Source organism: Oceanimonas sp. GK1 (genome assembly GCF_000243075.1).
In the GTDB taxonomy this organism is placed as follows: Bacteria; Pseudomonadota; Gammaproteobacteria; order Enterobacterales; family Aeromonadaceae; genus Oceanimonas.
In genome coordinates this window covers 2,966,731-2,981,060 of sequence record NC_016745.1, presented here as the reverse complement: position 1 = coordinate 2,981,060, position 14,330 = coordinate 2,966,731, and the positions used below count along the sequence as shown (strand labels likewise).

Below are 14,330 nucleotides of genomic sequence, written 5' to 3'. Positions count from 1 at the left end.
GCCAATATTGATTAACACAAGGAGCAAGGCCATGAAAAAACTGTGGGTTGCGGGCGCCATCATGGCGGCCCTGGCGGCAGGCGCCGTGCAGGCAAAGGAATGGAAAACCGTACGTTTTGGTATAGAAGGCGCTTATCCGCCGTTTTCCTGGACCGATGAAAACGGCGAGCTGCAGGGCTTTGACGTGGACATGGCTAATGCCCTGTGCGAGCAGATGCAGGTGCAATGCCAGCTGGTGGCTCAGGACTGGGACGGTATCATTCCGGCCCTGCTGGCGCGCAAGTACGACGCCATTATCGCCGCGATGTCGATTACCGAAGAGCGCAAGCGCACCGTGGACTTTACCGGCAAATACGCCCTGGTCCCCAACAAGTTCGTGGCCCGCAAGGGCACTGAATTTGAACTGTCCAAGAAAGGTCTGGCCGGCAAGAAAGTGGGCGTGCAGATTGCCACCACCCACGACAAGTACCTGACCGACAACTTTGGTGGCGATGTCTCCCTGGTGCGCTACGGCAACGCCGATGACGCCTACCTGGATCTCAAGGCCGGTCGGGTGGATTACGTCTTCCTCGACGCCACCGCCATTGAAGAAGGGTTGCTGAACAAGGAAGGGGGCGATGCCTTTGAATTTGTGGGCCCCTCGGTGACCGATGAACAATGGTTCGGCGAAGGTTTTGGTATTGCCGTGCGCAAGCAGGACCAGGATCTGAAAGAAAAGCTGAATCAGGCCATTCTGGATCTGCGTGCCAACGGTAAGTATCAGGAAGTGAACAACAAGTACTTTGATTACGACGTTTACGGCGAGTAATTCAGCGGTAGCCGGCCCTGCTTCTTGGTATTGCAGCATTAACGGGGCGAAAATCAGGTTTCGATAAGCAGACCCTCTGCGCCAGGGAGGGCGCAGCGGAGCCCCCAGGGAGGGGGTTACGCCGAGTCTGCGTTCGAATCTGATTTTCGCTGATGCACTGAGTCGAGAATGGATAGCCGGCATAACAGGAAGTCGTGATGTTCGATTTAAAAGGCTATGAAGGCGCCCTGCTTGAGGGGGCCTGGGTGACCTTGCAGGTGGCACTGCTGTCATTGCTGCTGGCGGTTACCCTGGGGTTGCTGGGGGCGCTGGCCAAGCTGTCTTCGGTGCGTCCGGCCCGCTGGCTGGCCACCCTGTACACCACCGTCATTCGGGGCATTCCCGATCTGGTGTTGATGATGCTGATCTTTTTTGGCGGTCAGGTGTTGCTCAACAACTCCCTCTATTCCCTGAATGAAACCCTCAACAACTGGCTGGGGGGCGGCGATCCCAACCACGAGTGGACCAGCTATGTGCCGGACTACCTCGAGATCAGCCCCTTTATCGCCGGCATTGTGACCATCGGGTTTATCTTTGGCGCCTACATGGCGGAAACCTTTCGCGGCGCCATTCTGGCGGTGGACAAGGGCGAGCTGGAAGCGGCCCGGGCCTATGGCATGAGCCCGTTACTGGTGTTTCGCCGGGTGCTGTTTCCGCAAATGATGCGCCACGCCCTGCCGGGGCTGGGCAATAACTGGCTGGTGCTGCTCAAGACCACGGCGCTGGTGTCGATCATCGGCCTGGACGATATGGTACGCAAGGCGTCACTGGCGGCGGGGGCGACCCAACTGCCCTTTACCTTTTACATGGCGGTGGCGCTGATCTTTTTGCTGTTCACCACCCTGTCTACCTCCATGCTGCGCTGGGCCGAGCGCCACTACGCCATTCCGGGGAGGTAAGCCATGAACTTTGACATCATTCTCAATGAGTGGCCGGTGTACTGGCAGGGGCTGTACACCACCGTCTGGCTGGTGGCCCTGGCATTGCTGCTGGGTCTGCTGATCGCCATCCCAATGGGTATTATGCGCAACAGTGCCAACTGGCTGCTGAAAGGGCCGGCCTGGGCCTATATTTACTTCTTTCGCGGCACGCCGCTGCTGGTGCAGTTGTTTCTTATCTATTACGGTGCCGGCCAGTGGCAGTGGCTGAAGGACTCCGCCGCCTGGGTGTGGTTCAGCCAGGCCTGGTTCTGCGCCGTGCTGGCCTTCACCCTCAACACCGGGGCTTATACCGCCGAGATCATCCGGGGCGCCATCAATGCCATGCCCAAAGGAGAGATAGAAGCCGCCTACGCCTTTGGCATGAGCCGGCTCACCACCCTGCGCCGGGTGATCCTGCCCAATTCCTTTCGCCGGGCATTGCCGGCCTACAGCAACGAAGTGATCTTCATGCTGCACGGCTCGGCCGTGGCGGGGGTGATCACCATAGTGGATCTCACCGGGGCGGCGCGTATCGTCAATTCCCGTTACTATTCGCCGTTCGAGGCGTTTCTGGCGGCAGGGCTGCTGTACATGTGCCTGACCTTTCTGCTGGTATGGGGTTTTCGCCGGCTGGAGAACCGCTGGTTCCGCCATTTGCGGCCGCGCAAGGTGTAACTGCGGGGACTGGGGAATAGCAGGTTGGGACGAGTCCCAACCTGCTGCTGCTTCGCACTCCGCGTGCAACCAGACGAGCTTAATCCTTGAAGCTGGCCCAGATGGGGGCGTGATCCGAGGGTTTTTCGATGCCGCGCAGCTCATAGTCGATGCCGGTGTCGGCCAGCTGCTCAAGCAAAGGCTGGGTCGCCAGGATCAGGTCGATGCGCAGGCCGCGGTTGTCGTTAAAGCCTTTGCTGCGATAGTCGAACCAGGAGTAGGTCTCGGCGTTGTCCGGGTTTTGCCGGCGCCAGGTGTCGTGCAGGCCCCAGCCCAGCAGGCGCTCCATCCACTCCCGCTCTTCCGGCAGAAAGGAACATTTTCCTTCCCGCAGCCAGCGCTTGCGGTTGGGCTCGCCGATGCCGATGTCCAAATCGGTGTGGGAAATATTCATGTCGCCGATCACCACCAGCGCCTCGTCGGGACGGTGATATTCGTTCAGGTAGTGCTGCAGATCCTGATAAAAGCGTTCCTTGGCCGGAAACTTGGTTTCATGCTTGCGGTTTTCCCCCTGGGGGAAGTAGCCGTTGAGCACGGTCAGGGGGCTGCCGTCGGGGCGGATAAAACGGCCGATGATCATGCGCCGCTGGGCGTCGTCGGCATCGGTGGGAAAGCCTTTCACAATGGCCTGAGCCGGCTCCCGGCTCAGCAGGGCCACGCCGTAATGGCCTTTCTGGCCGTGAAAGTAAACGTGGTAGCCCATGGCCTGGACGGCGTCGAGGGGAAAGGCCTCGTCGTGCACCTTGGTTTCCTGCAGGCCGATAATGTCGGGATTGTGCTTGTCGATAAGGGCCTGCAACTGGTGCAGGCGGGCACGCAGGCCGTTGATATTGAAGGAAATGACTTTCATGAAGCGATGGAGTTGAAAAATTTGGCCCCATGCTAGCAGAAAGCGCCTCAGTCGGCAGCCGGCTCATCATGGTAGATCATGCGTTTGCTCATGCCGCCGTCCACAATAAACTCCTGTCCGGTGATAAAGCCGCTCTCCGCCGACAGCAGAAAACGCACCAGGGCGGCAACGTCGTTGGCTTGCCCCACGCGGCCCGCCGGGTGCTGGGCGTGATCCGCCGGTCCCGGAGCCGGAGTCTGCCCCGGCTGCAGGGCCGAGGCGTCGATCCAGCCCGGGCTGATGGCATTCACCCGCACCCTTGGCCCCAGGCTGATGGCCAGGGCATGGGTCAGTGCCACCAGACCGCCCTTGGAGGCGGCATAGGCTTCGCAGTCGGCTTCCGACTGGTGAGCCCGGGTGGAGCCGATGTTGACGATGGCGCCGCCCTGCTCGAGCAGCGGCGACAAATGCTTGCAGATCAGCATGGGGCCGGTAAGGTTGACCGCCAGCACCCGTTGCCAGTGGCTGAGGGAGAGTTTGTCGATGGGTTCATGCCAGGGCTGGCTGATGGCGGCGTTGTTGATAATGCCGCACAGCCGGCCAAAGCGGCTTTCCACCAGCCGGGCCAGGTTCTGCACCGAGGTCTCTTCGGTTACGTCCAGGTGCACCAGTTGCAGCCCGGGCACCTGAGCCTGATCCAGTCGGGCGAGGGCGTCCTTGTCGATGTCCACCCCCAGCACCTGGTAATCGTGCCCCAGAAAGTAACGGGTCATGCCCAACCCCAAACCCCGGGCCGCCCCGGTAATCACGATATTGCCGCTGTTCATGCCGCCTCCCTGCGTACCGCCGCTTCTCAATAAGCGTAGCGGGATTTTTGTCCGCCGCCGCCGGTCTGCTGCCCTTGCCACACTTTGTGACAACTTTGGCCGACATTGACATAGTCTGGCCGTGCCAAACAGGTACACTGGGAGCAGTTTGTGTTTGGAATCAAGTGCATGAAAAAAAATCATTATTCCATGGCGCTCGCCCTCGGCCTGCTGCTGTTTTCTGCCCTGGCGCCGGCTCAGCAGGGGCCCGTGGTCAGCACCATTACCGTGACCGAGCAGCAACTGCCGGCCCGGTTACAGTTGGTGGGCACCCTCAAGGCCAACCAGCGGGTGGCCATCGCCCCTCAGGTCGGTGCCCGGGTTACCGATGTGCACTTTGTGCCGGGACAACAAGTAGAGCAGGGCCAGCTGCTGCTGAGCCTGGACGACCGGGCGGCCAGAGCTGACGTTAACGAGGCCCGGGCCGCCCTGCAGGATGCCCGGCGTATTCTGGCCAACTACCAGGCGCTGTTCCGGCGCAAGGCGGTCACCCAGACCGAACTGGAAGGCCAGCAGGCGGCGGTGGCGGTCGCCGAGGCCCGCCTGCAGGCGGCCGAAGTACAGGCGGACTACCTCAGCCTGAAGGCGCCCTTTGCCGGTGTGATGGGGCTCACCGATGTGGCGGCGGGCAGTTTGCTGGGGGCCAATGATGAGGTGGCCGAGCTCTACGATTTGAGCCGGCTCAAACTGGATCTGGCGGTGCCGGAGAAGCATTTTCTCAAACTGCAGGTGGGGGATCTGCTGCAGGCCACTACCGAGGCTTACGGCGAGGAGCGAATCTTTACCGGCCGGCTGGCGGTGGTGGCGCCGGCGGTGAACCCCGATACCCTCAATGCCCAGGTGCGGCTGGAGTTTGACAACAGCGACGGCGCCCTGGTGCCGGGCATGCTGATGCGGGTGCAGCTGACCCTGGATAACGGCGCCAGCCTGGCGGTACCGGCCAGCAGCCTGCTCTATGCGGGCAACCAGCGTTATGTGTTCGTGGTGGATGACGCCGGCAAGGTTAGCCGGCGCAGCGTGGTGGTGGGCCGCAACCTGGGTGACTGGATCCAGGTCCGCGAGGGGCTGGCCGCCGGCGAGCGGGTGGTGAATGAAGGCGTGGTCAAGCTGCGTGACGGAATCCAGGTGGAGGTGACCGATGCGGCTCTCTGAACTGGCCATTGCCCGGCCGGTGCTGGCCACGGTACTGAGCCTGATGTTGTGCGTATTTGGGCTGATTGCCTTTTTCGAGCTGCCGCTTCGGGAAATGCCCGACACCACCTCGCCCATCGTGACCGTGCGCACCGATTACACCGGTGCCAGTGCCAGCGTGATGGAAAGCCAGGTGACCAAGCGGCTGGAAGACGAGCTGTCGGGCATCAGTGGGGTCAAGTTCATCAGCTCCAGTACCAGCGACGGCAGTTCCCGTATCACGGTGGAGTTCAACCCCGAGCGGGATCTGGACAATGCCGCCAGCGACGTGCGTGAGGCGGTATCCCGGGCTTCCCGGCGGCTCCCTGACGACGCCGATGCACCGATAGTCACCAAGGACACCGGCCGGAACGACGTGATCCTGTGGGTGACCCTGAGATCCACCGGCCTGTCGGCCCTGGAGCTGGGGGATTACGCCGAAAACGTGCTTGCCGACAGGTTCAGCCTGCTCGACGGGGTCAGCTCGGTGTGGGTGGGCGGCCGCAAGGAGCGGGTGATGAACGTGCGCCTCAACACCGCGGCCATGGCGGTGCGGGGCGTAACCGTGGCCGACATTGCCGCCGCCCTGCGCAGTCAGAACGTGGAGCTGCCGGCGGGCACCCTGGAAAACGAGCAGCAGAACTTCGCCACCCGCATCGCGCGCGGTTACAACAGTGCCGCCGACTTCGGCAACCTGGTGATCCGCCGCCTGGACGCCACCGAGCGGGTGTATCTGCGGGATGTGGCCGACATTGAGGAAGGGGAAAAACCCGAAGACACCCTGTTCCGCTCCAATGGCCAGAACGTGGTGGGCCTTGGCATCGTCAAGCAAACCCAGGCCAATACCCTGGATGTTATTGAGGGGGTCAAGCGGGCGGTACTGGCCCAGCAGCCCTTTCTGCCCGGCAACACCGAGCTGACCTGGACCTACGACAGCTCGGTGTTTATTGAAAGCGCCATTAACGAGGTCTACCAGACCCTGCTGATCACCATGGCACTGGTGGTGCTGGTGATTTACATCTTTCTTGGCCAGGTGCGCGCCACCCTGATCCCGGCGGTCACGGTGCCGGTGTCGCTGATCAGTGCCTTTATCGTGGCGCTGGTCATGGGCTTTTCGGTCAACCTCATTACCCTGATGGCGCTGATCATGGCCATCGGCCTGGTGGTGGATGATGCCATCGTGGTGCTGGAAAATATTCACCACCATCTGGAGCGGGGCCGCTCGCCGCTGGTGGCGGCCTGGCATGGCACCCGGGAAGTGGGGTTTGCGGTCATCGCCACCACCCTCACCCTGATTTCGGTGTTCCTGCCCATTGTGTTTATGGGCGGCGTGATCGGCCGTATCTTTACCGAGTTTGCGGTGCTGCTGGCGGCGGCGGTGGGCTTTTCTTCCCTGGTGGCCCTGACCCTGAGTCCGGTGATGGGCAGCAAGCTGCTGCGGGTGCAGTCGTCACCGGGCTGGCTGGCGCGCCACTTCGACGCCCTGTTTGCCCGTCTTGAGGGGGGCTATCGCCGGCTGCTGGAGCGGGAGCTCCGGCATGGCTGGTGGGCGCCGGTGGTAATGGTGGCCGCGGTGGGCGTCATTGTGCTGCTGTTTCGGGAAATTCCCCAGAGCCTGACCCCGCAGGAAGACCGGGGGGTGGTGTTTGTGATGGTCAAGGGGGCCGAAGGAGCCAGCTTTGAGCGCATGAGCCGGGCCATGGGCGAGGTGGAAGAGCGGCTGATGCCACTGCGTGAGGAGGGCATTATCAGCAGCCTGACGGTACGCTCCCCTGGCTTTGGCGACGGGGTGAACAGCGGCATTATGTTCGCCAGTCTCTCCGGCTGGGACGAGCGGGACATGCCGGCGGCGGCGGTGGCCGGACGCATTCGTCAGCTGACCCGGGACGTGGCCGATGTGCTGGTGATCCCCATACTGCCGTCGTCGATTCGCAGCGGCTCCAGCACCCCGGTGGAATTCGTGCTGGGCGGATCCGATTACGATCAACTGCTGGACTGGGCCGAACAACTGCGTGGCCTGGCCCGGAACAACCCGGGGCTGAGCGATCTGGAGCTTGACTTCGACCGTACCAAACCCGAGTTGCTGGTGCAGGTGGACCAGCGCCGGGCCGCGAGCCTCGGCATTTCGGTCACCGAGGTGGCCGACAGCCTCAACGTGATGCTGGGCGGCCAGGCCATTACCACCTATTCTCGCGAGGGGGAAGAATACGATGTCTTTCTCAAGGGACGGGAGGCGGATTTCAGCCGCCAGGATGATCTGGCCTCGCTTTACCTGCGCACCGGCGGCGGCGAGCTGGTCTCCCTCGACAACCTGGTCAGCCTCAGCGAACAAGGGGCACCGGGCTCGCTCAATCACTACAACCGCAAAAAGGCCATCACCCTGAGCGCCAACCTGGTGGGCAGCTACAGCCTGGGCGAGGCGCTGGAATACCTGGATGACCTGGTGCGCGACAACCTGCCGGATGCCGCCACCGTGGACTACAAGGGCGAGTCACTGGAGTACCGCTCCAATCAGGGCGACGTGGCCTTTGTGTTCGGTTTGGCGCTGGTGGTGGTGTTTTTGATCCTGGCGGCCCAGTTCGAGAGCTTTGTGCATCCCTTTATCGTGCTGCTGACGGTGCCGCTGGGGCTGGTGGGCGGCCTGCTCGGGCTGTACCTGTCCGGCATTACCCTCAATGCCTACAGCCAGATCGCCATGGTGATGCTGATTGGCCTGGTCACCAAGAACGGCATTTTGATCGTGGAGTTTGCCAACCAGCTGCGGGACAAGGGGCTGGCCTTTGACGAGGCCCTGACCGAGGCCGCGGTGCGCCGGCTCAGGCCCATTCTGATGACCGCCTTTACCACGGTGGCCGGTGCCGTGCCACTGATCCTCGCCGGGGGCGCCGGCGCGGAAAGTCGTCAGTCGGTGGGCATGGTGGTGTTTGGCGGTGTGGCGCTTGCGACCCTGCTGACCCTGTTTATTGTGCCCGCCATGTACCGCATGCTGGCCCGGCGTACTACCTCGCCGGAACATCACCAGCGCCGGCTGGAGGCCGAGTTGCGGGAGCCCGACTAAGCCTTACCAGCGGTGGCCGGGGGGCGCCACCACCCGGTAGCCATGCCGGTGAGGACGATAGTAATTGCCGCCCTGGTAATAGTAGGGATGACCGTTGATGTGCAGGCTGATGTAGCCGCCGGGAAGCGTCTGGATCAGGCTGCCCAGGGGCAGGATCACCGAAATGCCGGCGCCCGGTGAAGAGCGGCCCCGGTACAGCACCCGGGGTGGGGAGTAGTAATGCGGCTCCACGACCCGCAGCCGGCGATGCTGATGGCGCTCATACCGGTCATGCCGGTGTGGGCGAAGCACCTTGTGGCGGCGTTCAGCCGGATGGCGAAAACCATGATGGGGGCGATATTTCCCGTAAGGCTGGCCATATTGTTGCTGGCCATACTGTTGCAGGCGATGGTGATCCCGGTAGTGGGCCCGGTCGGCCAGGGCCGGTGGGGGCAGCAACAGTGCCGCTAGCAGGGGCAGCAGCCGGAGTTCGGTGTGCGTCAGTGAAGAGCTCATGTGCTATCTCCTTTACCGCTTGGCCACAACCCGCTGTTGTGGCGCCTGGAGATAACCTGAGTATGGGTGATGAACGGCCATGACCAGTGCCGGATTACCCTGACGTGCGTCAGCTTCTGTCCGCGGCGGGTACCATGAGGTGACGGCACACAAAAAAGCCGGTGCATCATGCACCGGCTTTTCAATGGTGGTGGAGGGAGCTGGATTCGAACCAGCGAAGGCTGAGCCGTCAGATTTACAGTCTGATCCCTTTGGCCACTCGGGAACCCCTCCACGAGTAAACTTGCAAATTGTGTGGTTCAGCGCCGCGGCGACAAACTCGAAATGGTGGTGGAGGGAGCTGGATTCGAACCAGCGAAGGCTGAGCCGTCAGATTTACAGTCTGATCCCTTTGGCCACTCGGGAACCCCTCCACATCAGTGGGGCGAATACTACCAAAACACACGGCGATGTGAACCCCTTGATGGCAATTAATTTACTAAAATTCGGGGGTTTCCGGCCGATAAGGGTTTAAACGCCTAACTTTTAAACTTTTACCCACTGATGCCAGCACCCGTTCACGCCAATCTGCTGATAAACGACAGCCAACTGGGAGACAGCCTTAATCAGGCGGTCCACCAGGGCCGTCGCGGCGATTTTGGCCTGTTGCTGGCCATGCTGTCGGAGGATGCGCGGGATCTGCCGCGCATTGATGAGCCGGTCACCGTCGCGGGTCAGCCCGACTGGCGGGGGCATTTTGCACTGCCCGAACCCACGCCGCCGCTGTTTGCCGAGGAAATTGACCAAAACCGGGCTGCGGGCCTGAGCCGGCTGGCGGGGGAGCTGCAACAGGACAGCCTGCGCCTGCTGCTGGCGATGCGTGGCGAGCCGCTCAAACCCTCCCGCCACAAGCTGCCGGCGGAAGTCACCTCCAACCTGCATCCCCGCACCCTGGCACGGATGCAGGGTCAGCTGAATGCCTATTTGCCCCAGCAGCCCGAGCGCATGCTCGAGGTGCTGGAAGCGGTACACGCCACCGCCTGAGGTGCTCAAGGTAATACGTCAGACGTTGGACGTAAAACGTTTGACGTATGGACTGGCCCGAAAAAAGTAGACACCTTCATTTAATGAGAAGGTGTTATGAAGTACAAACCCCACCGTCACTTTAGCGATGCATTCAAACGTGAGGCCGTCGAGGCCTCGCTATCCACCACAGAGACACAAGCTCAGCTTGCTGGCAGACTCGGGATCCATCCTAACCAATTGAGTCGCTGGCGCAGAGAGTGGATCATGACCAAGAAATCATCTGACAAAGCAGTTGAAAACATCGGACCAGAAAAAAGTTTGCAGGATCTGGAGCGTGAAAATGCTCGACTGAAGAAGCTGCTTGAACGAAAAGAGCTGGAGAACGAAATCCTAAAAAAGGCGCAAGAGTACTTCGCCAAGCACAGCAAGTAAGGTTTGCCTTTATCGAGGCTCACCGAAGTCAACGCTGGCGGGTCTCGATAATGTGTGAAGTACTCAATGTGTCACGAGCGGGATATTATCGTTGGCGAGCACGTCAGCATGCTCCGGGAGAACGTGTCATCAAGCGACAAACTCTGAAAACCTTCCTGCTCGAGCGAGCCAGGCAACAGAAGAATGTGCCGGGTTATCGCAAGCTGTGGCTGGAAGCACGGGATGCCGGGTTCTGCTGCGGCAAGAACCAGGTTCAGCGCTTGCTGAGAGACGCTGGTTACCATTCATGCACGGCTCTTAAAACAGGGTATCAAAAGCCGACATCATTCTTGCCTGTGCTACCGAACTTGCTGAATCGCCGCTTCTCGGTTGGTGCGGCAAATCGAGTCTGGGTATCAGATATTACTCAAATCCGGTGCCACGAAGGCTGGCTCTACATCGCAGTAGTCCTGGACCTGGGTACACGTCGCGTGGTGAGCCGAGCCATGGGTGCCATCAATAGCGCCCAGCTGGTGCTGGAGGCCCTTGAGCAGGCATGGCAACATCAGCGGCCAGATGGGACACAGTTGTTGTTCCACTCTGACCAGGGGAGTCAGTATCGCAGCGAAGAGGTGATGAGATGGCTCACTACACGGGGAATCACCATCAGCATGTCTCGGCGAGGTAACTGCTGGGATAACGCCTGTTCGGAAAGCTTCTTCGCGCTGCTCAAGAAGGAATGGACACATCCATTAGGAATGCTCGGAAGAGACGAAATGGCAGATGAAGTCCGGTATTATACGGACGAGTATTACCCGAAAGTGCGGCGCCACATGGCGCTGGGAGGAATAACTCCCAATGCCTACGCAGCTGCCGCTTAACTTAAGTGTCTACTTTATCGGGGCCACTCCAGTAAGATATCCCGTCTCCCGTCTCCCGTCTCCCGTCTTACGTTTTTCCATGGGCTCGCCGGCAGCCTTCAATGGCCGGCGCCAGCAGCTCCAGCGCGCTGTGCTCACAGGAGGGGAGGGCGGCATCGCTGTGACCAAGGGGAGTGACCCGCTCGCCCCAGCGGATCACCCCGGCGCCCCAGGTCAGGCCGGCGCCAAAGGCGGCGGTCAGCAGCAGGGCGCCGGGGCGCACCCGGCCCTGCTCCAGGGCCTCGCACAGGGCAATGGGCAGGGTGGCCGCCGAGGTATTGCCGTAGTCGGCAATATTGATCATCACTTTTTCCGGTGGTACCGCCATTTTTTTGGCCAGGGTCTCGATAATGCGCAGGTTGGCCTGATGGGGCAGCAGCAGATCGATCTGCTCCGGGCTGACGCCGGCCTGCTCCAGCACCTGGGTGGCGGCCTCGGCCATGCCCCGCACCGCCCGTTTGAAGATCTCCTGGCCCTCGAAATTCACCTCGAACAGGCCGTCCACATGGGCAAAACGCGTGCGGCTGGTGCCCGAGTCGGGGACCGCCAGAATGTCCCGGGCTTCGGCGTCGCAGCCCAGCTTGTCGGCCAGCAGCCCGGCAGGCAGCTCGCTGGCTTCCAGCACCACGGCACCGGCACCATCGCCAAACAGCACGGCGGTGTCCCGCCGGGTCCAGTCCAGGTAGTGGGTCAGCCGCTCGGCGCCGATCACCAGCAGCCGCTTCATGCTGCCCGCCTTGATCAGCGCCGAGCCCACGCTCAGGGCATAGAGAAAACCGGTGCAGGCGGCGTTGAGATCAAACACGGCGGCGGCTTGAATGCCCAGGTTGCGCTGCACCGCCGAGGCGGCGCTGGGCACCAGGCTGTCGGGGCTGGCGGTGGCCAGAATGATGCCGTCAATCTGTGACGGCTCAAGGCCGGCGGCGGCCAGGGCGTGGCGGGCCGCCACCGTGGCCATGTGGGAAGTATTGACGTGGGCGATGCGCCGGTTGCGAATGCCGGTGCGGCTTTGAATCCAGTCGTCGGAGGTATCGAGTATGGTGCTGAGACCGTCATTGCTCAGCACGGCCGGTGGCAGGCATTTGCCCCAGCCGGTGATATGGGCGTAACGCATGGCACTCCCGCGGATTGAGGTGTGGTTAATCGATTATGCCCAAGGCCGGCTGGGCTGTCACTGTGGCGTCAGAGCCGGCCTTCCCGCTCCAGCCGGTTGCGCACCCAGTGGCGATAAAGCCGGGACAGCGCCGGGCGGATCAGCGGCAGGCCAATCAGCAGCGCCAGGGGCCTGAGCCGGGGAACCCGTTTCATCAGCAGAATATAGGCGTCCAGCTCAGAGTAGATTTCACCTCCGGCGGTTTGCACATGCAGCTCCTGCAGCGCCTGCTGGGGGCTGATCCCCAGGCTCAGCAGCACCTCTTCCCGGTCGGTAATGTCAAACCAGCAGATGTCTCTGCCCTTGTCGCCGGCCCAGCGTTCGTAGCGGGCCCGGTCTTTAATACAGCTCTCGCAGGAGCCGTCGTAAAATACCACCAGCTGGTGGCGCGGCTTGGTTTCATCCACTGTTCGCCCTCCCTGGCCTGCTTCCCTGCGGCCCGTATTTCAGCATAGCCTGAATCAGCCGAGGTAGCGTTGCTCCAGATGGCGGCGAAAGGGCGTGGCGCTGAGTGCCTGGCCAGTGGCCTTGGTCATCAGCGCCTCGGTGGACAACAGGCTGGCATGGCGCCAGATATGGTGCTCCAGCCAGTCAAACACGGCGGGAAGATCCGCCTCGAGCACGCGCTCAAAGGGGCCGAGCTGTTGCTGCATGGCTTCCGCCTGCTGAGCGGCGTAGAGGGCGCCCAGGGTGTAGCTGGGAAAATAGCCAAAGCTGCCGTCGGTCCAGTGAATGTCCTGCAGACAGCCGTTCCGGTCATCCCCCTTGGTACTGAGCCCCAGGTAGTGTTGCATCAGTTGATCCCAGCGCTCGGGCAGGTGGCGGGCCTCCAGTTTGCCCTCGATCAAATCCCGCTCGATGTGGTAGCGCAGCATCACATGGGCGGGGTAGCTGACTTCGTCCGCATCCACCCGGATCAGCCCTGGCTGTACCCGAGTGTAAAGCCGGGCCAGGTTGCCGGGCGCAAAGGCCGGCTGGTCGCCAAAGTGCTGCGCCAGCAGCGGTGACAGGCGGGCGAGAAAAGCCGGATGGCGGGCCAGCTGCATTTCAAAAAACAGGCTCTGCGACTCATGCACCCCCATGGATCTGGCCTGGCCCACCGGCAGCCGGCGCCAGGCGGCGGGCAGCCCCTGCTCGTAACGGGCATGGCCGGTTTCGTGAATAATGCCCATCAGCGCCTGGGCCACGTCGGCCTCGTCGTAGCGGGTGGTCAGGCGCACGTCTTCACTGACGCCACCGCAAAAGGGATGGACGCTCACATCCAGCCGGCCGTGGTTGAAGTCAAAGCCGAGCCAGCCCATGACCGCCAGCCCCAGCGCCTTTTGCCGGTCGGTGGCAAAGGGGCCCTGCAACGGCAGCACGGTTTCCCCCCGCTGCTTCTCCTGCACCTCGGCGATCAACCCCGGCAGCCAGCCGTCCAGCTCGCCAAACAGCTCATCAAGGCGCTGGCTGCGCATGCCCGGCTCATACTGCTCCAGCAGGCTGTCATAACGGGACAGCCCGAGGGCGTCGGACCGGGCGGCGGCGGCTTCCCGGGACAGCGCCAGCACCTCCTCGAACAGTGGCAGAAAGCCGGCCCAGTCGTTGGCCGGACGCAGGCTGCGCCAGGCATGCTCACAGCGGGAGCCGGCCAGGGAGCGGGCGCGCACCAGATCTGCCGGCAGCAGGGTGGCATCGCGCCAGGCCCGGCGCATTTCGGCCAGGCTCTGTTGTTGTTCGGGTGCCAGCGGTTCGCCCCCGGCCCGTTCAAACCAGTCTGCCAGGCGTTCGTCCTGCAACTGCTGGTGGCACAGCACCGCCAGGGTGCCCAGAGCTTCGGCTCGAGCTTCACTGCCGCCGGCGGGCATCATGGTGGCCTGATCCCAGCCACAGATGGCGCCCAGGTGCTGCAGGTGGTGCAGCCGTTCAAAATGCTGTTCCAGTGAGGAATAAGACATGGCGT

13 protein-coding genes and 2 tRNA genes are annotated in these 14,330 nt (G+C 62.1%); 7 read left to right on the top strand and 8 right to left on the bottom strand.

What is annotated here, in order from left to right; all coding sequences use genetic code 11:
• Window positions 1-31: 31 nt before the first annotated feature.
• From GU3_RS14105 to GU3_RS14095, 3 genes are all read left to right on the top strand, one after another.
• Window positions 32-808, top strand: coding sequence for an ABC transporter substrate-binding protein (locus GU3_RS14105; protein WP_014293201.1), 777 nt, complete (start codon window positions 32-34; stop codon window positions 806-808).
• Between the two features lie 197 nt (window positions 809-1,005).
• Window positions 1,006-1,746, top strand: a complete 741-nt coding sequence (locus GU3_RS14100) for an ABC transporter permease (RefSeq protein ID WP_014293200.1) — start codon at window positions 1,006-1,008, stop codon at window positions 1,744-1,746.
• 3 nt (window positions 1,747-1,749) lie between these two features.
• On the top strand, window positions 1,750-2,442 hold the full coding sequence (locus GU3_RS14095) for an ABC transporter permease (protein ID WP_014293199.1): 693 nt from the start codon (window positions 1,750-1,752) through the stop codon (window positions 2,440-2,442).
• 79 nt (window positions 2,443-2,521) lie between these two features.
• Here GU3_RS14095 and xthA read toward each other — a convergent pair whose 3' ends face one another.
• Together xthA and GU3_RS14085 are read right to left on the bottom strand one after the other, a co-directional pair.
• A complete protein-coding gene (gene xthA / locus GU3_RS14090) occupies window positions 2,522-3,331 on the bottom strand; it encodes an exodeoxyribonuclease III (protein WP_014293198.1) in 810 nt (269 codons plus the stop codon).
• Window positions 3,332-3,378: 47 nt separating this feature from the next.
• A complete protein-coding gene (locus GU3_RS14085) occupies window positions 3,379-4,137 on the bottom strand; it encodes an SDR family oxidoreductase (protein ID WP_014293197.1) in 759 nt (252 codons plus the stop codon).
• Window positions 4,138-4,305: 168 nt separating this feature from the next.
• Here GU3_RS14085 and GU3_RS14080 point away from each other — a divergent pair, with 168 nt between their 5' ends.
• Entirely contained in the window at window positions 4,306-5,328 is a 1,023-nt protein-coding gene (locus GU3_RS14080; RefSeq protein ID WP_014293196.1) for an efflux RND transporter periplasmic adaptor subunit, read from the top strand.
• On the top strand, window positions 5,315-8,404 hold the full coding sequence (locus GU3_RS14075) for an efflux RND transporter permease subunit (RefSeq protein ID WP_014293195.1): 3,090 nt from the start codon (window positions 5,315-5,317) through the stop codon (window positions 8,402-8,404). Before GU3_RS14080 ends, GU3_RS14075 begins: the two co-directional genes overlap by 14 nt.
• A gap of 3 nt (window positions 8,405-8,407) precedes the next feature.
• On the opposite strand, the gene GU3_RS17280 is transcribed toward GU3_RS14075, so the two are convergent.
• The 3 genes from GU3_RS17280 to GU3_RS14060 form a co-directional block, all read right to left on the bottom strand.
• Entirely contained in the window at window positions 8,408-8,899 is a 492-nt protein-coding gene (locus GU3_RS17280) for a DUF6515 family protein (protein WP_014293194.1), read from the bottom strand.
• A gap of 188 nt (window positions 8,900-9,087) precedes the next feature.
• Window positions 9,088-9,172, bottom strand: a tRNA-Tyr gene (locus tag GU3_RS14065).
• Between the two features lie 55 nt (window positions 9,173-9,227).
• Window positions 9,228-9,312 (bottom strand) — tRNA-Tyr (locus GU3_RS14060).
• A gap of 130 nt (window positions 9,313-9,442) precedes the next feature.
• On the opposite strand from GU3_RS14060, the gene GU3_RS14055 reads away from it, so the two are divergent.
• Window positions 9,443-9,922: a VC2046/SO_2500 family protein gene (locus tag GU3_RS14055; protein ID WP_014293193.1), complete on the top strand. Its 480-nt coding sequence runs from the start codon at window positions 9,443-9,445 to the stop codon at window positions 9,920-9,922.
• 96 nt (window positions 9,923-10,018) lie between these two features.
• Window positions 10,019-11,196, top strand: a protein-coding gene (locus GU3_RS14045; RefSeq protein WP_148265914.1) for an IS3 family transposase whose coding sequence is annotated in 2 segments (ribosomal slippage) — window positions 10,019-10,310 and window positions 10,310-11,196 — 1,179 coding nt in all. Because the reading frame shifts where the segments join, the coding sequence is not laid out codon by codon here.
• A gap of 67 nt (window positions 11,197-11,263) precedes the next feature.
• Here the strand turns inward: GU3_RS14045 and GU3_RS14040 are convergent.
• The 3 genes from GU3_RS14040 to GU3_RS14030 form a co-directional block, all read right to left on the bottom strand.
• Window positions 11,264-12,349, bottom strand: coding sequence for a ketoacyl-ACP synthase III (locus GU3_RS14040; RefSeq protein WP_014293192.1), 1,086 nt, complete (start codon window positions 12,347-12,349; stop codon window positions 11,264-11,266).
• 68 nt (window positions 12,350-12,417) lie between these two features.
• Complete coding sequence (locus GU3_RS14035) at window positions 12,418-12,795, bottom strand: thiol-disulfide oxidoreductase DCC family protein (RefSeq protein ID WP_014293191.1); 378 nt, start codon at window positions 12,793-12,795, stop codon at window positions 12,418-12,420.
• Window positions 12,796-12,849: 54 nt separating this feature from the next.
• Entirely contained in the window at window positions 12,850-14,325 is a 1,476-nt protein-coding gene (locus tag GU3_RS14030) for a carboxypeptidase M32 (protein ID WP_014293190.1), read from the bottom strand.
• Window positions 14,326-14,330 lie beyond the last annotated feature (5 nt).

What these genes read in the sequence shown, in the direction of transcription:
- GU3_RS14105 (WP_014293201.1), top strand. Translation starts at nt 32, where the DNA reads ATGAAAAAACTGTGGGTTGCGGGCGCCATCATGGCGGCCCTGGCGGCA.
- GU3_RS14100 (WP_014293200.1), top strand. Translation starts at nt 1,006, where the DNA reads ATGTTCGATTTAAAAGGCTATGAAGGCGCCCTGCTTGAGGGGGCCTGG.
- GU3_RS14095 (WP_014293199.1), top strand. Translation starts at nt 1,750, where the DNA reads ATGAACTTTGACATCATTCTCAATGAGTGGCCGGTGTACTGGCAGGGG.
- xthA (WP_014293198.1), bottom strand. Translation starts at nt 3,331, where the DNA reads ATGAAAGTCATTTCCTTCAATATCAACGGCCTGCGTGCCCGCCTGCAC.
- GU3_RS14085 (WP_014293197.1), bottom strand. Translation starts at nt 4,137, where the DNA reads ATGAACAGCGGCAATATCGTGATTACCGGGGCGGCCCGGGGTTTGGGG.
- GU3_RS14080 (WP_014293196.1), top strand. Translation starts at nt 4,306, where the DNA reads ATGAAAAAAAATCATTATTCCATGGCGCTCGCCCTCGGCCTGCTGCTG.
- GU3_RS14075 (WP_014293195.1), top strand. Translation starts at nt 5,315, where the DNA reads ATGCGGCTCTCTGAACTGGCCATTGCCCGGCCGGTGCTGGCCACGGTA.
- GU3_RS17280 (WP_014293194.1), bottom strand. Translation starts at nt 8,899, where the DNA reads ATGAGCTCTTCACTGACGCACACCGAACTCCGGCTGCTGCCCCTGCTA.
- GU3_RS14055 (WP_014293193.1), top strand. Translation starts at nt 9,443, where the DNA reads ATGCCAGCACCCGTTCACGCCAATCTGCTGATAAACGACAGCCAACTG.
- GU3_RS14040 (WP_014293192.1), bottom strand. Translation starts at nt 12,349, where the DNA reads ATGCGTTACGCCCATATCACCGGCTGGGGCAAATGCCTGCCACCGGCC.
- GU3_RS14030 (WP_014293190.1), bottom strand. Translation starts at nt 14,325, where the DNA reads ATGTCTTATTCCTCACTGGAACAGCATTTTGAACGGCTGCACCACCTG.